General features: G+C 66.7%; 21 protein-coding genes. 14 read left to right on the top strand and 7 right to left on the bottom strand.

All coding sequences use genetic code 11. The features are described from left to right. Positions 1-199 precede the first annotated feature (199 nt). The 3 genes from LPB04_RS17670 (at position 200) to LPB04_RS17680 (ending at position 5,597) form a co-directional block, all read left to right on the top strand. Positions 200-4,225, top strand: a complete 4,026-nt coding sequence (locus LPB04_RS17670) for a PAS domain S-box protein (protein ID WP_193685814.1) — start codon at positions 200-202, stop codon at positions 4,223-4,225. 7 nt (positions 4,226-4,232) lie between these two features. Continuing rightward, positions 4,233-4,658, top strand: a complete 426-nt coding sequence (locus LPB04_RS17675) for an NUDIX hydrolase (protein WP_193685815.1) — start codon at positions 4,233-4,235, stop codon at positions 4,656-4,658. A 102-nt stretch (positions 4,659-4,760) separates the two neighbouring features. Beyond that, on the top strand, positions 4,761-5,597 hold the full coding sequence (locus tag LPB04_RS17680; RefSeq protein WP_193685816.1) for a phytanoyl-CoA dioxygenase family protein: 837 nt from the start codon (positions 4,761-4,763) through the stop codon (positions 5,595-5,597). A gap of 67 nt (positions 5,598-5,664) precedes the next feature. Here the strand turns inward: LPB04_RS17680 and LPB04_RS17685 are convergent, their stop codons facing one another. The 4 genes from LPB04_RS17685 to LPB04_RS17700 form a co-directional block, all read right to left on the bottom strand. Then, positions 5,665-5,934: a hypothetical protein gene (locus tag LPB04_RS17685; RefSeq protein WP_193685817.1), complete on the bottom strand. Its 270-nt coding sequence runs from the start codon at positions 5,932-5,934 to the stop codon at positions 5,665-5,667. A gap of 67 nt (positions 5,935-6,001) precedes the next feature. Then, positions 6,002-6,271 carry a DUF5985 family protein gene (locus tag LPB04_RS17690; RefSeq protein WP_193685818.1) on the bottom strand — a complete coding sequence of 90 codons (270 nt, stop codon included), beginning with the start codon at positions 6,269-6,271 and terminating at the stop codon, positions 6,002-6,004. 3 nt (positions 6,272-6,274) lie between these two features. Then, positions 6,275-6,532, bottom strand: a complete 258-nt coding sequence (locus tag LPB04_RS17695; protein WP_193685819.1) for a DUF5985 family protein — start codon at positions 6,530-6,532, stop codon at positions 6,275-6,277. Beyond that, a complete protein-coding gene (locus LPB04_RS17700; protein WP_193685820.1) occupies positions 6,533-6,925 on the bottom strand; it encodes a hypothetical protein in 393 nt (130 codons plus the stop codon). 209 nt (positions 6,926-7,134) lie between these two features. Between LPB04_RS17700 and LPB04_RS17705 the strand changes: the two genes are divergently transcribed. From LPB04_RS17705 to LPB04_RS17725, 5 genes are all read left to right on the top strand, one after another. After that, a complete protein-coding gene (locus LPB04_RS17705; RefSeq protein ID WP_193685821.1) occupies positions 7,135-7,920 on the top strand; it encodes a DNA/RNA non-specific endonuclease in 786 nt (261 codons plus the stop codon). A gap of 42 nt (positions 7,921-7,962) precedes the next feature. Then, positions 7,963-8,223, top strand: coding sequence for a hypothetical protein (locus LPB04_RS17710; protein ID WP_193685822.1), 261 nt, complete (start codon positions 7,963-7,965; stop codon positions 8,221-8,223). Positions 8,224-8,490: 267 nt separating this feature from the next. After that, complete coding sequence (locus LPB04_RS17715) at positions 8,491-8,877, top strand: YsnF/AvaK domain-containing protein (protein ID WP_227496457.1); 387 nt, start codon at positions 8,491-8,493, stop codon at positions 8,875-8,877. Between the two features lie 24 nt (positions 8,878-8,901). After that, positions 8,902-9,075 carry a hypothetical protein gene (locus tag LPB04_RS17720; protein ID WP_193685824.1) on the top strand — a complete coding sequence of 58 codons (174 nt, stop codon included), beginning with the start codon at positions 8,902-8,904 and terminating at the stop codon, positions 9,073-9,075. Beyond that, a complete protein-coding gene (locus LPB04_RS17725; protein WP_227496458.1) occupies positions 9,072-10,547 on the top strand; it encodes a YsnF/AvaK domain-containing protein in 1,476 nt (491 codons plus the stop codon). The genes LPB04_RS17720 and LPB04_RS17725 overlap by 4 nt, the downstream gene beginning before the upstream one ends. 67 nt (positions 10,548-10,614) lie before the next feature. Here LPB04_RS17725 and LPB04_RS17730 read toward each other — a convergent pair whose 3' ends face one another. The 3 genes from LPB04_RS17730 to LPB04_RS17740 form a co-directional block, all read right to left on the bottom strand. Then, positions 10,615-13,458 carry a M16 family metallopeptidase gene (locus LPB04_RS17730; protein ID WP_227496459.1) on the bottom strand — a complete coding sequence of 948 codons (2,844 nt, stop codon included), beginning with the start codon at positions 13,456-13,458 and terminating at the stop codon, positions 10,615-10,617. A gap of 91 nt (positions 13,459-13,549) precedes the next feature. Continuing rightward, complete coding sequence (locus LPB04_RS17735; protein ID WP_193689063.1) at positions 13,550-14,494, bottom strand: sensor domain-containing diguanylate cyclase; 945 nt, start codon at positions 14,492-14,494, stop codon at positions 13,550-13,552. Positions 14,495-14,756: 262 nt separating this feature from the next. Further along, positions 14,757-15,698, bottom strand: coding sequence for a sensor histidine kinase (locus tag LPB04_RS17740; protein WP_193685825.1), 942 nt, complete (start codon positions 15,696-15,698; stop codon positions 14,757-14,759). 200 nt (positions 15,699-15,898) lie between these two features. Here LPB04_RS17740 and queE point away from each other — a divergent pair, with 200 nt between their 5' ends. The 6 genes from queE to LPB04_RS17770 all read left to right on the top strand — a co-directional run bounded on the left by queE (position 15,899) and on the right by LPB04_RS17770 (position 21,234). Beyond that, positions 15,899-16,534 (top strand): 7-carboxy-7-deazaguanine synthase, encoded by a 636-nt coding sequence (gene queE / locus LPB04_RS17745; protein WP_193685826.1) that lies wholly within the window; start codon positions 15,899-15,901, stop codon positions 16,532-16,534. Positions 16,535-16,550: 16 nt separating this feature from the next. Then, positions 16,551-16,997 carry a 6-carboxytetrahydropterin synthase QueD gene (gene queD, locus LPB04_RS17750; RefSeq protein ID WP_193685827.1) on the top strand — a complete coding sequence of 149 codons (447 nt, stop codon included), beginning with the start codon at positions 16,551-16,553 and terminating at the stop codon, positions 16,995-16,997. Continuing rightward, positions 16,990-17,523: a tRNA adenosine(34) deaminase TadA gene (gene tadA, locus LPB04_RS17755; protein WP_193685828.1), complete on the top strand. Its 534-nt coding sequence runs from the start codon at positions 16,990-16,992 to the stop codon at positions 17,521-17,523. Before queD ends, tadA begins: the two co-directional genes overlap by 8 nt. 149 nt (positions 17,524-17,672) lie before the next feature. Continuing rightward, on the top strand, positions 17,673-18,599 hold the full coding sequence (locus tag LPB04_RS17760; protein ID WP_193685829.1) for an alpha/beta fold hydrolase: 927 nt from the start codon (positions 17,673-17,675) through the stop codon (positions 18,597-18,599). Continuing rightward, on the top strand, positions 18,596-19,525 hold the full coding sequence (ldcA, locus tag LPB04_RS17765) for a muramoyltetrapeptide carboxypeptidase (protein ID WP_193685830.1): 930 nt from the start codon (positions 18,596-18,598) through the stop codon (positions 19,523-19,525). The genes LPB04_RS17760 and ldcA overlap by 4 nt, the downstream gene beginning before the upstream one ends. A gap of 107 nt (positions 19,526-19,632) precedes the next feature. After that, positions 19,633-21,234, top strand: a complete 1,602-nt coding sequence (locus LPB04_RS17770; protein WP_193685831.1) for an ABC-F family ATPase — start codon at positions 19,633-19,635, stop codon at positions 21,232-21,234. The last annotated feature ends 91 nt before the right edge of the window (positions 21,235-21,325 follow it).

Here is a 21,325-nt window from a genome sequence, read left to right on the forward strand (position 1 = left end):
GCAGCGAGACCGCCTAGTGTGCGGCCCACTCGGCCGAAGGCGCGCACAATTGACAATTGGATGCCTGAGGCATACATTGCATTCTTCACAATTATTCACACAATCTCACGCGCACAGCGTCGGCCCACCTGCCTTTGACCTTCTGCCCCCGACCCTCTCCCGATCAATGAGCGCTGCCGTCCAACCCCGCATCCTTCTCGTGGACGACCAGCCAGCCAACCTTGCGGTGCTCGAAGCGCTGCTGGCCGGCCTCGACGCCACCCTGGTGTCCGTCGGGTCAGGGGAAGCCGCGCTGCGCGCGCTGCTGGAGGAGGAGTTCGCGCTCGTGCTGCTCGACGTCCAGATGCCGGCCATGGACGGCCTCCAGACCGCCGAGCTGATGCGCCGCGATCCGCGTTCGCAATCGGTGCCGATCATCTTCATCACGGCCGCCGACCCGGACGGCTTTCCCGATGAACGCGCGTATGCGCTGGGGGACGTCGACCATCTCGCGAAACCAATCAAGGCCCACGTGCTGCGCGCCCGCGTGAACCGCTGCCTGGCACTGCAGCGCCAGGCCGCCGAGCTGGCGCGCCTGCGCAGCGAGGCGCCGGCGCGCGCTTCCGAAGCGGCCGGCGGCCACGCCAGCCGCCTGCGCCTGATCGTCGACAACCTGCACGACTACGCCTTCATCGGTACCGACACCGAACGCCGCATCACCGAGTGGGAGGCCGGAGCGCAGGCCGTCACCGGCTGGAGCGCGGCCGAGGCGATTGGCCAGAGCGCGGACATGCTCTTCCTTCCCGAAGACCGCGCCGCCGGCCAGCCCGACGAAGAAGCGGCGCGCGCCCGCGCGACGGGACGCTCGGAAGACCGGCGCTGGCACCTGCGCCGCGACGGCCGCCGCTTCTTCGCCGACGGCATGATGATCGCCCTGCGCGAAAAGGGGCAGCTGCGCGGCTACGCCAAGATCATGCGCGACGCCACCGCCGAACACGAGGCGGCCGAGCAGCTGGCCGCGAGCGAACGGGCGCTGGGCGAAAGCACCGAGCGCTTTGCACGCCTGCTCGAATCCTCCGGCGAGGGCATCGTCGGGCTCGACGCCGGCGGACGCTGCACCTTCCTGAACGCCGCCGGCGCGGCCTGCCTTGGCTACACCCCCGAGGAACTGGCCGGCCAGGCGGTCGGCAAGCTGCTGCCGGCCCGCGGCGCCGCGCAGTCCGACGGTGACCTGGAAGAGGGCGCGCTGCTCGACGCCTTGAGAAACGGCAGCGTGCTGCGCCTGGACGACACCCACCTGCTGCGCAAGGACGGCTCCATCCTGCCGGTCGCCTGCTCGGTCCATCCGCTGACCACCGGCGCGGGTCCCGGCGGGGCGGTGCTGACCTTCACCGACATCAGCGCGCGCCAGACGGCCGGGCGCGAACGCGAACGCCTGATGGCGCAGCTGCGCGCGGCGGGCGAGCGCATGCGCGACATCTTCTACCAGGCGCCGGCCTTCATGGCCGTCATGCGCGGGCCCGACATGGTGTTCGAGATGGCCAACCAGCGCTTCTCGAACCTGGTGGGGCGGCGTGCGCTGCTCGGCAAGCCTTTCCACGCGGCCCTGCCGGAGCTGGTCGGCCAGGGCCTGTACGAGCTACTGAAAACCGTCTATCGCAGCGGCGAAGCGCACGAGGGCAGCAACGTGCGCCTGCAGCTGCAGACCGAAAGCGGGGAACTCGACACCTATTACGTCGACTTCATCTACATGGCACTGCGCGAGCCGGACGGCAGCGTGTCGGGGGTGCTGATCCACGGGATCGACGTCACCGAACGCACCCGCGCCAACCTGCTGGCGGTCGGCCAGCGCGGCGCCCTCGAACTGGCGGTCTCCGACGCGCCGCTGGACGACGTGCTCGACCTGCTGGCGCGCACCGCCGAGGAATACGCCGGCGGCGCGGCCCTGGCCGGGGTCCAGCTGGCCGATGCGGGCGGCGGCTTGCGCCACGCGGCCGCGCCCGGCCTGCCGGACGACTTGCGCGCCGCCCTCGACAAGCTCGGCATGTCGCCCCTGGGCGGCGCCGGCGGCACCGCGGCCTGGCGCGCCGAGCCGGTCGACTGTCCCGACATCGCCACCGATCCGCTCTGGGAGCGCTGCCGCGGCCCGGCGCTGGCGGCCGGCCTCGCCGCCTGCCGCGCCTTGCCGATCCTGTCGCCGGCGGGCAGCGTACTTGGCGCCTTTACCTGGTACTACCGCGCCGGCGCGGCGCGCACGGCGCGCGACGAAGCGGCGCTGGCACTGCTGGCCAACAGCGCCTCGCTGGTGATCGGCCAGCGCGCCGAAGCGGCGGCGCGCCAGCTCGCCGAGGAACGTTCGCACGCGATCCTGGAAAGCATGACCGACGGCTTCCTGGCCCTCGACAGTTCCTGGCGCATCGGCTACGCGAATGCGGCCGCCGAACGGATCACGGGCCTGGACCGTTCACAGCTGTTCGGCGACGTGTTCTGGGACCTGTTCCCCGACTGGCAAGGCAGCCGCCATGAGCAGGCCTGCCGCCGCTGCGCCGGCGAGCGTGCCGCCACCCGCACCGAGGCCTATCTCGCCGCCTGGGGCGGCTGGTACGAGATCAACTGCTTCCCGACGCCGGACGGCGGCATCGCCCTCTACCTGCGCGACGAAAGCGAGCGGCGCCTGGCCGAGGAGGGCGTGCGCCGCCTGGCGGCCGTGGCCGAACAGTCTTCGGACTTCATCGGCATCTTCGCGCCAAACGGCAGCGGCCTTTACCTCAATCCCGCCGGGCGTGCCATGGCCGGGCTGGGCCTGGATGCCGACATCGGCGGCACGCGCCTGCTCGACCTGTTCTCGAAGGATTGCCGCGCCTTTGTCCGTACCGACGTGCTGCCGGCCCTGCGCGGCGGCGAGCAGAAATGGGAGGGCGAGCTGAAGTTCGCCGCACGCGGGACGGGCGACGCGGTGCCGGTCTATTTCAAGGGCTTCGCGGTGCACGGCGCCGACGGCGCCCACCTCGGCCTGGCGACGATCACGCGCGACATCACGGAACAGAAGCGCGCCGAGGACGAGCTGCGCCGCATCGCGGCCGACCTGTCCGAGGCCGACCACCGCAAGAGCGAATTCCTGGCCACGCTGGCGCATGAGCTGCGCAATCCGCTGGCGCCGATCCGCACCGGCCTCGACCTGCTGCGGATGGCGCCGGCGAATGCCGCCACCGCGGCCGCCACCGCCGTGCGCGTGCACGAGATGATGGACCGCCAGCTCGGCCAGCTGATCCACCTGGTCGACGACCTGCTCGACATCGCCCGCATCACGCGCGGACGCATCGAGCTGAAAAAGGAGCCGATCGACCTGCGCACGGCGGTGTCGATGGCGGTGGAGAGCAGCACCGCTTTGATCCACGCCGGCAATCACGAGTTGCAGGTGACCCTGCCCGAGGAAGCGCTGCCGCTCGACGCCGACCTGACGCGCCTGGTGCAGGTGCTGTCGAACCTGCTCAACAACGCGGCCAAGTACACGCCGGGAGGCGGCCGCATTTCGCTGGCGGCCTGGCGCGAGGGCGCGCAGGCGGTGGTGGCCGTCACCGACAGCGGCATCGGCATCGCGCCCGACGCCATCGGCTCGGTGTTCGAGATGTTTACCCAGGTGCGCAGCAGCCTCGATCGCGCCCAGGGCGGGCTCGGGATCGGGCTGTCGCTGGTGCGCCGCCTGGTCGAGCTGCATGGGGGCCGGGTACACGCCTTCAGCGAAGGGCGCGGGCGCGGCAGCACCTTCACCGTGCGGCTGCCGCTGCGGCGCGGCGCGGGCGAAGCGCGGGACGCCGTCCCCGGCCCGGCGGCCCAGGCGCCGGCGCGCCGCCTGCGCGTGCTGGTGGTCGACGACAACCAGGATGCGGCCGAAAGCCTGGTCGCGCTGATCGAAGCCCTCGGCCACGAAACGCGCATGGCGCATGACGGGCCGGCCGGGCTGGCGGCGGCGCGCGAATTCAAGCCCGACCTGGCCTTCCTCGATATCGGCCTGCCGGGCATGAACGGGCATGAAGTGGCGCGCGCTATCCGTGCGAGCAATGGTGCCGGCGGCGCGCTGCGCGACATGATGCTGGTCGCGCTGACCGGCTGGGGCGCGGCCAGCGACATGACGCTCTCGCACCAGGCCGGCTTCGACCAGCACCTGACCAAGCCGGTCAGCCGCGAGGCGCTGGAGCAGGCGCTCGCCACCGCAACCGACGGGCGAAACTTGAGCAGCACATGAGACGCACATGAGCAAGCACACCGTCTCCTGCGGCACCCTGGTGCTCAACGCGCGCGGCCAGCTGCTGCTCTGCCATGTGACCCATACCGCCGCCTGGGACATCCCGAAGGGCATGCGCGATCCGGGCGAGACCTCGCTCGAGGCGGCGATGCGCGAACTGCAGGAGGAAGCCGGCGCCGTCTTCGACGCCGGGCGCTTCCTCGACCTCGGCGAATTCGACTACCGGCGCGACAAGCGCCTGCACCTGTTCCGGGTCGACGCCGGCGACGAGCTGGGCGACCTGGCGCAGCTCTCCTGCACCAGCTTTTATCCGCACCAGAAGACCGGCAAGCCGACGCCGGAGACGGATGGCTTCATGTGGGCCGACCGCAGCGAGATCAGCCGCCTGTGCTGGCCGAGGATGGGCGCGCTGTTGCTGACCCTGGATTGGTAGCGTCGGCGCCTTGCCATGCGCCCCGGGTATTCGGGCGCCCGTGCGCGCCGCCGATGCTCTTTCGCAGTAACATGAACCCGCCCGGAAAACAGGAGGATCTTCATGCGCACCCAACTCACCGCCGCCCAGGACTACGACGTCGCCGCCATCATGGGCGGGATCTACGGCGACGGCATCATCGCCTGCAAGGGCGCCTTCGAGCGCGCCTGGGTCGAACGGCTCGGGCGCGATATCGCCATGCTGTTCGAGGAAGCCCAGCGCCAGCCCGGCGGCGCGCTCGCACGCGGCCCGAACCGCTATTACGTCGAGGTCCATCCCGAGCGTTTGTCGGGTTTCGCGGACATCATCAGCCATCCCTGGGTGGTGGCGGTCTGCCGCGCCATCCTCGGCCCCGAGTACCGGGTTGTCGAAGCGGGCTTCGACGTGCCCGGTCCCGGCGCGCTGCACCAGCCCTGGCACCGCGATTTCAAGTCTCCCGACGCGACCCTGATCGGGCGCCGCATCAACTCGCTCGCCTTTAACATCACGACGGTCGACGTCACCGAGGACATGGGACCCTTCGAAATCGCGCCCGGTACCCAGTGGGACGACCTGGCCGGCGGCGACCCGATGTTCCCTGCGAAGGAGCTGTGGCCGCGCTACGAGGCACGCGCCCAGCGCAAGCTGCCGAAGATGGGGGATATTTCGGCGCGTTCGGCGCTGACCATCCACCGCGGCACGGCCAACCAGTCGGACCGTTCGCGTCCGGTGTTCGTGCTCGGCGTCGACGCGCCCGACGCGCGCAACGCCGACAAGCACGACCTGCAGCTGACCCACGCCTATTACGAGAGCCTGGCGCCCGAGCTGCGCCGCCACATTACCTGCCGCGTGGTCGAGCGCCTGGAACCGATCGTGCAGGCGCATACGATCGAAGGCCTGCGCATGGGCGTCAAGGTGTAGGCGGCAAGGGCAGAAAGCATCGCGGGCGCCATCGGCGCCCGCTGTTTTTACGATCGGAGGAGGGGGATCAGGGCGTGCCCTTGTTCTCGTCCTCGGCTTCGGTCTGGACGGTGTCGGGCATCGACTCCTCGACGTTCGCCAGGTGGCCGACGCGGCGCGCGTCGTCGCCCTGGATGTCGAGGCTGACCTCTTCGGCCACCTCGAAGCGGCCGTCCTCGGCGCCTTCTTCGCCGGGCAGCAGGTTTTCCGAGCGATTGTGCTCGCCGGTGCCGGGCTGCGGGGATTGCGGGGTTTGCGGCTGGCCGCGCGGATCGGTGGTTGCCGAATTGTTCGCCATGCTGTTCTCCTTATCGGAATGTTCACATGGCTTCATTATGTCAGCGCGTCCTGCGCACGGGCGCACGCTATTTGCGGTCGCGCTCGCGCGGCAGGTTCTTCTCCAGGATCGCCCACAGGATCAGGCCATAGGCCAGCAGGCGGATCAGGTAGTGCAGCGGCGAATCCTCGCCCCCGGCGTCGTGCAATGCCGAGTACAGGCGGTGCAGCCCTTCGATGAAGAAGGAGAGCGCGAAGTACAGGAAAAACCGGTCGCGCGAATCGCGCCAGAAGCGCAGGAAGAAGAGCGCGATCAGGAGCGAACCCATGCAGACGGCGCCGGCAATCACATCGTTCATGGCTTATTCCTTCTCGTAGATCAGGCCGTACAGCAGCAGCAGCGTGGCGACCAGCGCGCTGATGAGGCGCGCGGGCAGGAAGTCGATGCTCGGGAACACGATCTTGTCGAGCAGGAGGAAGAGGTTATTCAGCGTCATCACCGCGAAGCAGGCGCCGCTCCAGAACAGCAGGCGGTAGCGCGTGCGGCGATAGCTGCCGAACAGCAGCCAGGTGCAGGCAAGCGAGGTCAGGATACACAGGATGTAGATCGTTACCGCCACTTACGAGTCCTTTCGCAGTTTGAAGGCGTCGGCGAATTGCTGGGCCTTGCGGTCGAGTGAAGAATGGATGAGCAGGGTGACTTCGACAAGGTGGCGCGCATACAGGTCGGCGAGCGCATCGATGCGTTCGCGCAGCATACTGGAAGAAGGGTGGTATTGATAGCAGCCCTCGTCGGGCGCCGGGCAGGGCGCGATCATGCCGGCCCGGCACAAGTCCTCGAGCAGGGCCTGCGCGGTGCGCTCGCGCACGTAGAGGCGCTGCGCCAGGGTGTCGCCATGCCATTGCTGCGTCGGATTCGCGCGCAGCAGCAGCAGGGCTTCGAGGAAGGGAACGGACGGTATGCTGGTGAGCACGAACCGCCGCAGCTCCTCCGGGAACGGGACCTTTTCCATCGGCGGTGGTTGTTTCCGGTATGGAATGTTATCGAAAGAGCCGCAATTCTAGAGCATTCTGCTCGACAATGCAGCCGCGCTTTTCTATCGTGCGCCGGTATTGACGCCCCGGCGCAAAGGCGGGTCCGAGGCGGGGCAGGGCGGTAGCGCCGCCCGGCGCAATCTGTGTCGGCTACAATGCGCTTTTGTCACACACTTTCGATTCATTCATGTTCCAGAAATTTATTGCCGGCGCCGGCCTGGTGGGGTCGCTGCTGGCCCCCGCGCTGGCCCTGGCATCGGACTGTCCCGACCATTACGCCGGGGGCCGCGCGCCCGAGATCCGCAACCCCAAGCTCGCCGTGGCGACGCGCGAACTGTGCTACGGCGTGTTCGGCGTGATGCATTCGGGGGTCACGCGCACGCCCTTGTGGTCGGCCGAACACTTGCGCGCCGAAAACGTGGAATCGGCCCAGGGCCTGAAACGCGACAACGCCTTCCATCCCGAGGAGCGGCTGCCGCGCGGCCAGCGGGCCGAACTCATGGATTACGCGCGCAGCGGCTACGACCGCGGCCACATGACCCCGAACGGCGACATGCCGGACCGCGACACCCAGCGCGAGAGCTTCACGCTGGCCAACATGGTGCCGCAGGACGGCGACCACAACCGCCATATCTGGGCCCCGATCGAGGGCGCGGTGCGCAAGATGGCGAAGAAGGAAGGGCAGCTGTACGTGATCACCGGCCCCGCCTTCCTCGGCACCAACCTGAAGAAGGTCGGCAACGTGCTGGTGCCGACCCATCTGTACAAGGTGGTCTACAGCCCGCGCCAGCAACGCGCCGCGGCCTACTTTACGGAGAACCGCGCGGGCGCCGACATCCAGGTCATTCCCGTGGCGGAACTCGAACGCATCGTCGGCATCGAATTCCTGCCTTCGCTCACGACCCAGCAAAAGGAACGCATGCTGGCCCTGCCGAAGATCCGCCTGAAAAAGAAGAGCGGTTTCTTCTCCTGACACTGATTCCTCATTTGACGCATTTGAATACCGGAGCCATCCATGACCGCGAAAAAGAAGACCTTTGTGCCGTATGCGAACGAAGCCGATGTCCTGCAGATCGATAACCTGATGATCGAGAACCGGCTTGACCGGATCACGATCTCGGGCGACGTCGACCTGACGGCCGACCAGCAGGGCCTGGCGCACGCGCGCCGCCTGCACGAGATCCTGGGAGCCGTGCTCGCCACACTCGAGGGCCAGACCCTGCCGGAACACCTGCCGCCGCCCGACGTCAAGAACGTCGCCAACCCGTTCAACTAGTCTCCGCAGCAAGCCCTTCCACGGCCTCGTTCGAGGCCGTTCTTACCCTTTCCTTTTCCGGGTTTTCAAGACCCGCCGATCTGGCGTTTCGCCTTTATTTACGCCCTTTCTGCCTATTTGTTCGTTTTTATTTGCTTAACATTTACAGGAGTCAATGGTGCGCGGTGTCCCGGCAGTTTGGGGTACGCTGAATCTGTCTCGCACCAACAACCACACGGAGTCGAATCAATGGCAGGGAACCCCGCAGAACCGTTAGCGCAAGACTCCTTGCGGGTCCCCGTTATCGCGGAAGAGCTTGCCATCGGCACCCGTACGGTGGACACGGGACGCGGTGTCCGCATTCACAAGACCGTGGTCGAACAGCCGGTCACCATCGACGAGCGCCTCGCGCGCGACGAGGTGGAGATCCGGCACGTCCCGGTCGATCGCATCGTCGCCCCGGACGAGGCGCCCGCCAACCGCTACGAGGGCGACACCCTGATCGTGCCCATCCTCGAGGAAGTACTGGTTGTCGAGCGCCGCGTGCGCATCAAGGAAGAGCTTCACATCACCCGGATCCGTCGCGAGGAACACCACCAGGAAGAAGTCGTCCTGAAGGCCGAACAGGTCAGTGTCGAACGTTTCGACGAATCCGGCACCCCGCCACTGAAGTAATCAATACTATCTGGAGGACTCATCATGCAACATACTCTGATCGCCGTTTTCGACAATCACAACGACGCCATGAGCGCCAAGAACGAATTGCTGTCGTCGGGCTTTTCGAGCAGCGACGTGCGCCTGTCGCATGGGGACGAAACGCTGCCCGGGGGGCGATGTCCGCCACCGGCGGATCCGCTCCCGATTCGACCATGAGCACCGCCGACCGGGTCGACGATGAGCCAGGCATCGGCACCAGCATCAAGAACTTCTTCAGCGATATCTTCGGCACCGACGACAGCGTGCACAGCACCAAGTACTCGACCGCCGTCGAGCGCGGCAACCATGTGCTGCGGGTCAATGCGGACAGCGAGCCTGAAGTCGAGCGCGCCGCCGACATCGTCGAGCGCTTCGGCCCGATCGACATCGACGAGCAGTCGGAAAAGTGGGGCATGACCGAAGGTTCGGGCGCGATGATGGGCAGCGCCGGCAGCATGAGCGGCGGCCAGTCGATGTCGCTGCAGTCCGATAACGACCGCCTGCCGCTGAACCAGCAGTCGCTGAACGACCCGAACCCGATGGGCACCACCTATCAGGAGCCGCTCGGTTCGCGCGACGAACTGAGCACGGGCAGCTATGGCTCGGGCTCGGGCAACCTGCAGAACCAGTCGCTGGCCGGCTCCTCGCTGGAAGGCTCGGCCGCATCGGCCGGCAGCCTGCAGGGCTCCCAGACGGGCTCCTCGCTGACGGGTTCGATGCAACGCGACACCGCCATGGCGCGCGACACGAATACGGCCGCCATCCCCGTCGTGCAGGAGCAGCTGAAGATCGGCAAACGTGAAGTCTCGCGCGGCGGCGTGCGCGTCTACTCGCGCGTCGTCGAGACCCCGGTCAACGAAAACGTCCAGCTGCGCGAAGAGCACGTGAACGTCGAGCGCCGCCCGGTCAACGAGCCGATCAGCGGCGCGGACGCCACCGCCTTCAAGGAGCAGTCGATCGAGATGCGCGAGACGGCCGAGGAAGCCGTGGTCGAGAAGTCGGCACGCGTGGTCGAGGAAGTGACGATCAACAAGGAAGTGACGCAGCGCGAACAGCAGATCCGCGACACGGTGCGCCACACCGAGGTCGAGGTCGAGCAGCTCGGGGCCGGCTCGGCACGTTCGAGCATGATGAGCGACGACGACTACTACCGTAACCACTTCACCAGCAACTACGGCACCACCGGCGGTTCGTACGAAGACTACGCGCCGGCCTACAGCTACGGCTCCGAAATGGCGCGCAACCAAAAGTACAGCGGCCGCCAGTGGAACGAAGTCGAGAACGACCTGCGCACCGACTGGTCCACCCGCGCCGGCAACAAGGCCGGTTCGACCTGGGAAAAGATGAAGGATGCGGTGAAATCGGGCTGGGACCGCATGACGACCGACGACGACGACAGCTACTACCGTAACCACTACAACGCGACCTACAGCAGCACCGCGGGTGCGAGCGGTTACGACAGCTACAAGCCGGCCTACAGCTATGGCAGCGAAATGCGCCAGAGCCAGATGTACCGCAACCGTCCATGGGACGAAGTCGAACCGGACCTGCGCAGCGGCTGGGAAGCACGCAACACCGGCAATACCGGCTCGACCTGGGAAAACATGAAGGCCGCCGTTCGCCACGGCTGGGACAAAATGACCAAATGAGAATGACGAAGTAAGCAGTCAGCGTGAATGATGCAAGGGGCGCCCGCGGGCGCCCCTTTTTTCGTTCTTACTCGGCGAAGGCTTGCGCCGCCGGCGTGATCCTGACGTTCTCCGGCCTGATGCCCAGCTTCATCGCACCGATCAGCTTATCCTCCTCGAGCACGGCCTGCGGCTTGGCCGCATCGTAGGTAATGGTCGAGAAGGCGTCGCTCACCAGCGCGTCCTTCAGGCCGGCAGCATCCTTCGTGATGAAGACGACCGAGAGATCGCGCGCCGACAGATGCTTTTTGATGGCCGCGTTCACGTCGGCCACGCTCAGCTTCGCCAGTCCCTCGCGCATCATCCGGGTAAATTCCGGCGTGCCGTACCACTGGGCGTCGAGCGCATAGCCGAGGCGCTGGTCCTGGGTCGCGGTCATGACGAAGACGTTCTTCATCAGGTAGTCGCGCGTGGTCTCGAAGTCTTCCCTGGTCAGGCCCTGGTCGACCAGTTTCCCCAGTTCCGAAAGGGCCAGGCGCAGCGCGAAGTGGGCGTTTTGCGGCGCCACCGGACGGATCCAGACTTCGAACAGCTGCGCCTTGCGGCCCAGGTTCGGATTCGGGAAGAACTGGAACATCCCGCGCGGGAAGGCTTCGATATAGGCGTAGTCCCCGTAGTTCATGCCGCGCAGCTCGCGGATCTGCTGGTACAGGTGCGAGCTCGAGGCGCGGTGTTCGCCGAGCCAGGTCTTGGCCAGCCACAGGGCCGGGAAGTCGGGGTGCGAACGCGTCACGGCCAGGGGCAGGCCGAAGGAAATCGCGGTGGCGCGGGTGTTCTTTTCGATGATCTCGACTTCCAGGCCGTGCGGCTTGCGGCCCTGGGGCAGGCTTGTGGCCGCCAGTCCGGCGCCGGCCGGCAGACGTGCCAGCGCGGTGTTCAGGGAGGCGGTCATGCCCTCGCTGACGTCGCCCGAAATGCCGACGCGTACTGCGCCCTGGGTATACGCCTGCCGGTAAAACGCCTTGACGTCGTCGAGCGTGATCGACTCGATTCCCTTCAGGGTGCCAAGCACCGGATGGGCATATGGCGTGCCGGCATAGACGTTCGCCTGCAGGCGCTCCTTGCCGAATTCTTCCTCGTTGTTGTCCTTCAGGTCGAGGAGCAGGGCGTTCTTTTGCGCGTCCTTCAGGCGGCGGAAGTCTTCTTCGCGAAAGCCCGGTTCCAGCAGCAGCGGCAGGGCGATGGCGAGGTAGTCGTTCCAGTTGTCCTTGTGGATCGAGCCGCTGAAGGTCGTCATCTCCTTGTCGACCTGTTCGGAGAAGCTGCCGGCCAGCGGGAACAACGCTTTCGTGACTTCGTCGATCTTGCGCTCGCGCGAGCCGCCTGACGCGACCATGGCGGCGGTGAGCGTGGCCAGGCCTTCCTTGCCCTGCGGGTCGTGGGCGGAACCGGCGGCGAACAGCAGCTTGAAGCGTACCTGCGGCAGCGCCGATTTCTGTACCAGGACCTCGAACTTCGCCTCGCCCGCGGCGGGCGCCAGCGCGGCCAGCTTCGGCAAGGCCTCGATCCCGCCTGGCAAGGCGTCGTGCGCCAGGGTGGTGACGACCATGCTGTCGTCGACCAGGTATTTGCGCGCCGCGGCCTGCAGGTCGGCCGGGGTCAGGCTGTCGACCACGCGGTAGTAGCGGTTCAGGGTGCCGTAGGAGCGGTTGAAGTGGACGTAGGAGGCCAGGGTGGAGGCGATCTGCTCGGTGTTGTCGAGGGTGCGCACCAGGCCGTATTTCTGCGCCGATTTCGCGTCGGCCAGTTCCTTGGCGCTTACCTGCGTCTCGCGCAGGCGCGCCACGGTGTCCAGGATCGCGTCGCGCACATACAGCGCGTCGGCGGGCTTCTTGACGCGCGCGCCGATCGTGGCCAGGGTCGGGTCGACCCGGTTCGGCGTGAAATCGAACAGTTGGTCGACCTTCTGCTCGTCCTGCACCAGGCGCTTGTACAGCGGCGAGGTGCGTCCGAACGACAGCGAGAGCAGCATGGCCAGCGCCGCATTGTCTTTCGTCGTGTCGGAGAAGGCGGGGGCGCGGAAGGCGACGGTGACCAGCGGCAGGGTCGGCGTCGGCCACGGCACGTGGCGGTACTGGGCGCCGCGCGCGGGCGGTTCGGCCGGGACCGGCGCCGTGTAACTGCCTTTCTTCCAGCCAGACCAGTATTTCTCGACCATGGCGATCGCCTTGTCGGGGTCGACGTCGCCGGCGACGATGATGGTCGTCTTTTCGGGCCGGTACCAGCGGTCGAAGAAGACCTTCGAATACGCGTACTGGTTCGGCATGTCCTCGATGTCCTTCAGGAAGCCCATCGTGGTGTGTTTATAGGTGTGCGTGTTGAAGGCGGCGTCGCGCTGGACTTCGAACAGCTTCTGCATCGGGTTGGCGCTGTTCTTGTTGTACTCGCCCAGCACCGCACGCGACTCGGTCTTGAACGCCTCGATCGGGTAGTCGAGGTGCTGGAAGCGGTCGGCCTCGACCTTCAGGACCGTTTCCAGGTCTTCCTTGGCGAAGGTCGTGTAGTAATTCGTGAGGTCGTCGCTCGTGTACGCGTTCTGGCGGGCGCCGGCGCGGGTGATGATTTCCTGGTATTTCGCGGGCGGGTAGGCCTTGGTGCCGCGGAACATCATGTGTTCGAAGAAGTGCGCGAAGCCCGATTTGCCGGGCTCGACTTCGTTGCGCGAACCGGTCTGGACCGGAATCGTCACCGACACCAGGTTCGGCAGGCCGGTCGGCACGACGATGATCTTCAGCCCGTTGGCGAGGGTTTTCTCGGTCGCCTTGAAGGGCAGGACGTCGCCCGTGGTTTTGGCGGGCGCGGCCGCAGCGGCCAGCGCCGGGCTCGAAGCGAGCGCGGACAGCGCGATCGCCGTCGAAATGAGTTTGGACACACTGTCTCCTTGGAAAAAAATCTAGCGCGAAGCATAAGATATTCCCCAGGGAATGAACAGCGAGATCAGATATGCATGCGAAGGCGCGGACTCAACCGCCCTCGGCCGACGGCAGGCTGATGCGGTTGCGCCCGAGGTGCTTGGCGCGGTACAGGGCGGCATCGGCGATCGCCACCAGCTCGCTCGCGCAATTGTCCGGTCCGGCGATCGCGGTGGCCGCGCCGATCGACACCGTTACCTTGCGCAGGGGCGCGAGGCCGCTCGGCAGCTGAAGCTGTTCGACGCGGCGGCGGATGCGTTCGGCGACGATGGCCGCGCCCTTGAGCGCCTGGTTCGGCAGGATCACGGCGAACTCCTCGCCGCCGTAGCGCGCCACCAGGTCGTTGGCGCGCATTTCGCTGGCGACGGCGGTGGCGATGCGCTTCAGGCATTCGTCGCCGCCGAGGTGGCCGTTGGCGTCGTTATAGGCTTTGAAATTGTCGACGTCGACCATCAGCAGCGAAATCGGCTGGCTCTGGCGCAGGGCGCGCGCCCATTCGGCGGCGAGGGTGTCGTCGAAGCAGCGGCGGTTGGCCAGGCCGGTCAGGCCGTCGCGCGTGGCCAGCTTTTCCAGTGCGAGCAGGGCCATCTTTTCGTCGGTCAGGTCGCGCAGGGTTTCGACGACGGCTTTCAGGCGGCCGTTGTCGTCGAAGATCGGGCTTGCGTCGGCCGCCAGGTAGCGGCGCTTGCCGGCGCGCGGCATGTCGCACCAGGTTTCGACCGACAGCGGCGCGCTGTTGCACGACTGGCTCCCCGGCTGCGTGCCCGCCTGCGGCTTGCCGTGGCGCGGGTAGATGTGGCGGATCTCGTCGAGCCGGTTCTGGATCACCAGGTCGGCCAGGGTAGGGCGCGGCTCGTCGTAGAAACTGCGCCAGTGGTTGTCGGTGCCGACGATCTCGCTGGCGGGCACGCCGGTCAGGCGTTCGCAGGCCCGGTTCCAGATCAGGACCTGGGCCTTGCTGTCGAGTACGAATGCAGGCACTGCCAGCATCTCCATCAACTGGTAGGCGAAGGCCAGGTCGGCGGCCGGGGCGATCGACTCCGTGATCTTGGCCGGCAGGCCGGCATGCCCGTTTGCGGGAGGCATTCCGTCGATGGGCGGGCTGGTGGTGAGCGGGCTGGTCACGCACTGCATTGCTGTACTGGTCATCAGTCGGCCTTTTTCCGTTAAGCAATTATTGATTGCTGACAAGGACCGATTCTGCGACTGCGGCTCCGGGACGCTATTGATGTGGAGCAACCTGCTCCGGATTGACAATTCAACTGAGGGCGAAACCCCGGGTCGAGGGCAGGGTCAGCGCCAGCATTGTTCCGCCGCCGGGTGCGGCGGCGATACGCAGGGCGCCGCCCGAGGCTTCGACCCGTTCGCGCATGCCCGCCAGGCCGCAGGCGCAGCGCCGGCCGCCATGTGGGGCGGCGCGGGCAATGCCGTCACCGTTGTCGTCGATACGCAACGTTACCCCCGTGTCGCCGCGCTGCAAACGTACGTGCACCTCCGTGGCGCTGGCCTGGTCGGCAAGCTCGGCCAGTGCTTCCTGCAAGACCCGGTAGAGCAGGGCGTCCGCGTCGAAGGCCGCGCATTCAGGTTCCATCAGGGTGCCGGGAGCGATCTCGAGCTGGTGGGCGATGCCGTTCAGGCGCGTGAATTCGTTCAGCTGGCGCTCGAGCGCGGCGCGCAAGCCCTCGTTCAGTGCCAGCGGGCGCAGCCCATGGACCAACTCGCGCAGGGAGTGCAGGGCCAGGTCGAGGGTGCCGATCATGGCGCCGGTGCGCGCATGCACCGAGGCCTGGACCCCGAGTGAGGCCGCCTGCAGCAGCGACAGTTCGACCCGCAGGGTCAGCAGGGTCTGGCCGAGTTCGTCGCCGATCTCGCGTGCGATCCGGCCGCGCTCGCTGTCGCGGGCGCTGTCCTGCTGGCGCACCAGCTTCGACAGGACGGTCTGGGTGTCGGCCAGGTTGGTCTCGGCGGCGCGGCGGGCGTCCTGTTCGCGCGCCAGGCGCGTGGCCAGTTCGCGGGCGCGGTCGTCGGCGTCGATCGCACGGCGCAGCAACAGGCAGACCGCGGCGCCGGCACCGAGCAGCCAGACGACCGTCGTCAGGGTCGACAGGCTCGGCGTCGCCACGGGCAGCGTGGCGCCGAAGGCGCAGGCCGCGCCGACGAGGGCGATCGTGATGACGGGGACGCTACCGGCTGTTTTCATGACGCTCCTTCCGACGGGTTATCAGAAATTTCCTCTAGTCAAGTTACCGCTAGTCGTCAAGCGTTGTTTTGTCTGGAGTCAATACCCAAGCCGGATGGCAATTTTGGCAAGCGGCCCTGCAATGAAGCCGAAGCCCGGGCAGGACACTCGGCAAGCGCGCTTTCGGCGCGGTATAATGGAAGGTTGACGAGAGGCTTAACGTGACTTACAGCATTAAAGAGATTTTCTACACCTTGCAGGGAGAAGGGGCGCACGCCGGCCGGCCGGCAGTGTTCTGCCGCTTCTCCGGCTGCAACCTGTGGACCGGGCGCGAAGCCGATCGCGCAACCGCCGTCTGCACCTTCTGCGATACCGATTTCGTCGGCACCGACGGCGAACGCGGCGGCAAGTTCCGCGATGCCGAAGCCCTCGCCGCCGAGATCGACAGCCTGTGGCCCGCGAGCCACGCGCCGAGCAAGTACGTCGTCTTCACCGGCGGCGAGCCGCTGCTGCAGCTCGATGAAGCGCTGATCGCGGCCATGCATGCGCACGGCTTCACGATCGCCATCGAAACCAACGGCACCCTGCCGGTGCCGCCCGGCGTCGACTGGATCTGCGTGAGCCCGAAGATGGGTTCGAAGCTGGTCGTCGAGAAGGGCAACGAGATCAAGGTCGTGATCCCGCAGGCGAACCAGGACCTGGCCGCCTACGAGCATCTCGACTTCGACAATTTCTTCGTGCAGCCGATGGACGGCCTGCTGGCCGCGCAAAATACGCGCCTGGCGATCGAGACCTGCCGCCGCAATCCGAAGTGGAAGCTCAGCCTTCAGACCCATAAACTGCTGCAAATCCCGTAAGAAAAGAACCACCCAGATGCTCACTATTACCCGCAAGCTCGAATTCGATGCCGGACACCGGATTCCCGACCACAAAAGCCAGTGCCGCAACCTGCACGGCCACCGCTATACCCTCGAAATCACCCTGGTGGGCGAGGTGATCCAGGCCGAGGGCAACTCGGACAACGGCATGATCATGGACTTCTCCGACATCAAGGCCCTGGCCAAGGAGCACCTGGTCGACGTCTGGGACCACGCCTTCATCGTCTACGAAAAGGACGACAAGGTGCGCGACTTCCTGGCCAGCCTGCCCGGCCACAAGACGGTCGTGATCGACCGCATCCCGACCGTGGAAAACCTGGCGCAAGTGGCCTTCGGCATCCTGAAGGCGGCCTATACCGACCGCTTCGGCACCGGCCTGCACCTGCATAAACTGGTGCTGCACGAAACGCCGAACTGCTGGGCCGAGATCACCGATGCCTGACAGCGCCGAGCTCGCTGCGACCCTGCCGGCCGGCGCCGTGCATGATGCGGTGCGTGATGCCGCGCTGGATGCCAAATTCATGCGCATCGCCCTGGCGCAGGCCGAGCTGGCGCGCCTCGAGGGCGAGGTGCCGGTCGGCGCCGTCGTCGTCAAGGATGGCGAAGTGGTGGCGGTCGGCTACAACCAGCCGATCGGGCGCCACGACCCGACCGCGCACGCCGAGGTCGTGGCCCTGCGCGCGGCGGCCGAGAAGCTCGGCAACTACCGGCTGCCCGGCTGCGAGCTCTACGTCACCCTGGAACCCTGCGCCATGTGTTCGGGCGCGATGATGCATGCGCGGCTGGCGCGCGTCGTGTATGCGGCAAGCGACCCGAAGACCGGGGTTTGCGGTTCGGTGCTGGACCTGTTCGCGCACGCGGTGCTGAATCACCACACCGAAGTCGCCGGGGGCGTGCTGGCCGGGGAGGCGAGCGCCATGCTCAAAGGCTTCTTTGCCGAACGGCGAGCGGCTGCGCGTCGAACCTGAGGGCTTGACCTGCTGACCTGCGTCCGCGAGGGCGCGCACGCACAGCCACGGGCGCCGCGGCTGCAGTGAAAATGCTATGCTGGTTTCATCCGGCCGCCGTGCGGCGCAACAGACACCAGCTTCCACTTCACCGGCTCCCTTTCACTACCATGCCGACGCTGACCGCCAACGGAATCCGCATCGCCTTCGACACCGCCGGGGACGCCAAGTCCGCGCCGGTGCTGCTGGTGCAGGGCCTCGGCATGCAGCTGACGAGCTGGCCCGAGGAATTCGTCGACGGCCTGGTCGAGCTGGGCTTCTACGTCATCCGTTTCGATCACCGCGACAGCGGGCTGTCGACCAAGTTCGACCGTGCCGGCAAGCCGAACCGTGCCTGGAGCTGGCTGAGGTCGCACCTGAAGCTCCCCGCCAAACCCGCTTACCACCTCGAGGACATGGCCGACGACGCCCTTGGCGTGCTGTCGGCGCTGGGCGTGGCGCGCGCCCACCTGGTGGGCGTGGCCATGGGCGGCATGGTGGCGCAGATCCTCGCCGCGCGCCACCCGCAGCGTGTGCTCAGCCTCGCCTCGATCATGTCGAGCAGCGGCAAGCGCGGCCTGCCGGGCCCGACGCCGGCCGTGCGCCAGGCCCTGTTGCGCCGCCCGGCCAACCCGAACGACGTCGATTCCATCATCGAAGCGGCGATCAGCCTGCAGCAGGCGATCGGCAGCCCGGCCTATCCGACCCCGGAAAAGCAGCTGCGCCGGCGCGCCGCGCGGGCCTTGCGGCGCTGCTATTGTCCGGCCGGCGCGGCGCGCCAGATGGAGGCGGTCGGCGCCGCGCCCGAACGCAGCGAACTGCTGCGTGCCATCCTGGCGCCGACCCTGGTCATCCACGGCGCCGCCGACCCGCTTGTGCCGCTGGCCTGCGGCGAGGACACGGCCGCCCAGATACCGGGGGCGCGCCTCGAAGTCATCCAGGGCATGGGGCATGACCTGCCGGCCCAGCTCAACGAACGGATGCTTGCCTTGATCGACGCCAACGCGCGCGGTAAGATGACACCGGACTCAACACCCCGGCTCTTCGTCAAACAGTGATCACCTCTAACATCGGCGTCGCCATCGTGGCGCCTTCCGGCTGCGTGCCGGACCCGGCCGCGGTCGACCGCGGCATCGCCTACCTGCAGGCGCGCGGCTGCCGCGTGCACAATTACTACGACCATGGCGCCATCCACCAGCGCTTCGGCGGCACCGACGAGGCACGCCTGGCGGCCCTGTATGCGGCGGCCGGGAATCCGGAGGTCGATATCGTGATGACGGTGCGCGGCGGCTACGGCCTGACCCGGCTCATGCCCGCCATCGATTTCGAGCGCCTCGCGGCCAGCGGCAAGCTCTTCGTCGGCTACTCGGACATGACGGCGCTGCACATGGGCCTGTACGCAAAGACGGGCGCACTCAGCTACGCGGGCCCGTTTGCCGTCAGCGATTTCGGCATGCCCGAGCCGGACCCGTTCACACAGGAGCAGTTCTGGTCCTGCCTGGCCGGTCCCACGCACGCGATCCTCGAGACCGCCGCCGGCAACCCGCGCGTGGAGGCCTGCGGCACCATCTGGGGCGGTAACCTGGCGATGCTGGCCTCGCTGATCGGCACCGAATGGTTCCCGCGCATCGACGGCGGCATCCTGTTCGTGGAAGACATCGCCGAGCACCCGTACCGGGTCGAGCGCATGCTGCTGCAATTGCAGCAGGCCGGCGTGCTGGCGCGCCAGCAGGCGCTGGTGCTGGGCGATTTTTCCGGTTACCGGCTGGGCCCGATGGACAACGGTTACGACTTCGAGGCCATGCTGGCTTATATGCGCAAGACGCTGCCGATTCCGGTCATCAACGGCCTGAGCTTCGGCCATGGCCTGCGCCGGGTGACGATTCCGTTCGGCGCCCAGGCGACCCTGGTGTCGGACGAGGCCGGCTTCCGGCTGACGATGAGCAACTACCCGACGCTGCCTCAAGCCCGGTCCTGCGCCTGAGCCGCTGCGGGAGAGCGACCGCGCCTGCGAAGCCTGCGGCAACCCGGCCCGCGCCCGGGGTGGTAAAATAACCGGTTAATCGAACACGCTTCTAAAGGTTTCCACCAGTGCTCTCCACAGCTAACATCACAATGCAATTCGGCGCCAAGCCGCTCTTCGAGAACATCTCCGTCAAGTTCGGCGATGGCAACCGTTACGGCCTGATCGGCGCCAACGGCTGCGGCAAGTCGACCTTCATGAAGATCCTCGGCGGCGACCTCGAACCGTCGGCGGGCAACGTCAGCCTCGACACGGGCGAGCGTCTCGGTAAGTTGCGCCAGGACCAGTTCGCGTACGAGGACGTGCGCGTGCTCGACGTCGTCATGATGGGCCACACCGAGCTGTGGGACGCCATCGCCCAGCGCGACGCCATCTACGCCAATCCGGAAGCGACCGACGACGACTACATGCGCGCGGCCGAACTGGAAGGCAAGGTCGCCGAATACGACGGCTACTCGGCCGAAGCCCGTGCCGGCGAACTGCTGCTGGGCCTGGAAATCGCCAGCGAGCTGCACCAGGGCCCGATGAGCGCCGTGGCGCCGGGCTGGAAGCTGCGCGTGCTGCTGGCCCAGGCCCTGTTCTCGAATCCGGACATCCTGCTGCTCGACGAGCCGACCAACAACCTGGACATCAACACGATCCGCTGGCTGGAAGACGTGCTGAACCAGCGTAACTCGACGATGATCATCATTTCCCACGATCGTCACTTCCTGAACCAGGTCTGCACCCACATCGCCGACATGGACTACGGCACCCTGAAGGTGTATCCGGGTTCGTACGACGACTACATGCTGGCCTCGACCCAGGCGCGCAACCAGCAGCTGGCGAACAATGCCAAGGCCAAGGAAAAGGTCGCGGAACTGCAGGAATTCGTGCGCCGTTTCTCGGCCAACAAGTCCAAGGCGCGCCAGGCCACCTCGCGCGCCAAGATGATCGACAAGATCAAGATCGAAGACTTCAAGCCGTCCTCGCGCGCCTATCCGTTCGTGCGCTTCGAAGGCGAGAAGAAGCTGCACCGCCTGGCCGTCGAGACCGAGGGCCTGACCAAGGCCTACGACCGCACCCTGTTCAGGAATTTCTCGATCATGATCGAGGCGGGCGAGCGGGTTGCCATCATCGGCGCCAACGGTGCCGGTAAAACCACGCTGCTGCGCTGCATCGGCGGCGAAGACATCACCGGCCTGTCCGCCGACCACGGCCGCACCAAGTGGGCCGAGAACGCCAACGTCGGCTACATGCCGCAGGATCCGACCGAGGAATTCGCGACCGACGCGCTGCTGACCGACTGGATGGGCCGCTGGACGAAAGAGGGCGACGACGACCTCGCCGTGCGCTCGATCCTGGGCCGCCTGCTGTTCGGCGGGGACGAAGTCAAGAAATCGGTACGTGTGCTGTCCGGCGGCGAGAAGGGCCGCATGATGTACGGCAAGCTGATGCTGGGCCGTCACAACGTCCTGCTGCTGGACGAGCCGACCAACCACATGGACATGGAATCGATCGAGTCGCTGAACATCGCCCTCGACAAATACGAAGGCACCCTGATCTTCGTCTCGCACGACCGCGAATTCGTCTCCTCGCTCGCCACGCGCGTGCTGGAAGTGAAGGAAAACGAAGTCGTCGACTTCCGCGGCACCTACGAAGAGTACCTGACCAGCCAGGGCATCGACTAAGGTACGTGGCGGCTTGTCATGCGGGCATCTGGCCCGCATGACCCCACGCGTTCAACCGGCGCTGGCTTGGCATGCGCCGGTATCACTGCCG

This window comes from Massilia litorea (assembly GCF_015101885.1).
Taxonomy (GTDB): domain Bacteria; phylum Pseudomonadota; class Gammaproteobacteria; order Burkholderiales; family Burkholderiaceae_D; genus Telluria; species Telluria litorea.

Bases quoted from the DNA above. Each gene is read 5' to 3' on its own strand.
- LPB04_RS17690 (WP_193685818.1), bottom strand. From the start codon at position 6,271: ATGAACGATGTGATTGCCGGCGCCGTCTGCATGGGTTCGCTCCTGATC.
- LPB04_RS17720 (WP_193685824.1), top strand. From the start codon at position 8,902: ATGCAACATACTCTGATCGCCGTTTTCGACAATCACAACGACGCCATG.
- LPB04_RS17705 (WP_193685821.1), top strand. From the start codon at position 7,135: ATGTTCCAGAAATTTATTGCCGGCGCCGGCCTGGTGGGGTCGCTGCTG.
- LPB04_RS17760 (WP_193685829.1), top strand. From the start codon at position 17,673: ATGCCGACGCTGACCGCCAACGGAATCCGCATCGCCTTCGACACCGCC.
- tadA (WP_193685828.1), top strand. From the start codon at position 16,990: ATGCCTGACAGCGCCGAGCTCGCTGCGACCCTGCCGGCCGGCGCCGTG.
- LPB04_RS17700 (WP_193685820.1), bottom strand. From the start codon at position 6,925: ATGGAAAAGGTCCCGTTCCCGGAGGAGCTGCGGCGGTTCGTGCTCACC.
- queD (WP_193685827.1), top strand. From the start codon at position 16,551: ATGCTCACTATTACCCGCAAGCTCGAATTCGATGCCGGACACCGGATT.
- LPB04_RS17685 (WP_193685817.1), bottom strand. From the start codon at position 5,934: ATGGCGAACAATTCGGCAACCACCGATCCGCGCGGCCAGCCGCAAACC.
- LPB04_RS17740 (WP_193685825.1), bottom strand. From the start codon at position 15,698: ATGAAAACAGCCGGTAGCGTCCCCGTCATCACGATCGCCCTCGTCGGC.
- LPB04_RS17725 (WP_227496458.1), top strand. From the start codon at position 9,072: ATGAGCACCGCCGACCGGGTCGACGATGAGCCAGGCATCGGCACCAGC.
- LPB04_RS17675 (WP_193685815.1), top strand. From the start codon at position 4,233: ATGAGCAAGCACACCGTCTCCTGCGGCACCCTGGTGCTCAACGCGCGC.
- LPB04_RS17680 (WP_193685816.1), top strand. From the start codon at position 4,761: ATGCGCACCCAACTCACCGCCGCCCAGGACTACGACGTCGCCGCCATC.
- LPB04_RS17710 (WP_193685822.1), top strand. From the start codon at position 7,963: ATGACCGCGAAAAAGAAGACCTTTGTGCCGTATGCGAACGAAGCCGAT.
- LPB04_RS17735 (WP_193689063.1), bottom strand. From the start codon at position 14,494: ATGGAGATGCTGGCAGTGCCTGCATTCGTACTCGACAGCAAGGCCCAG.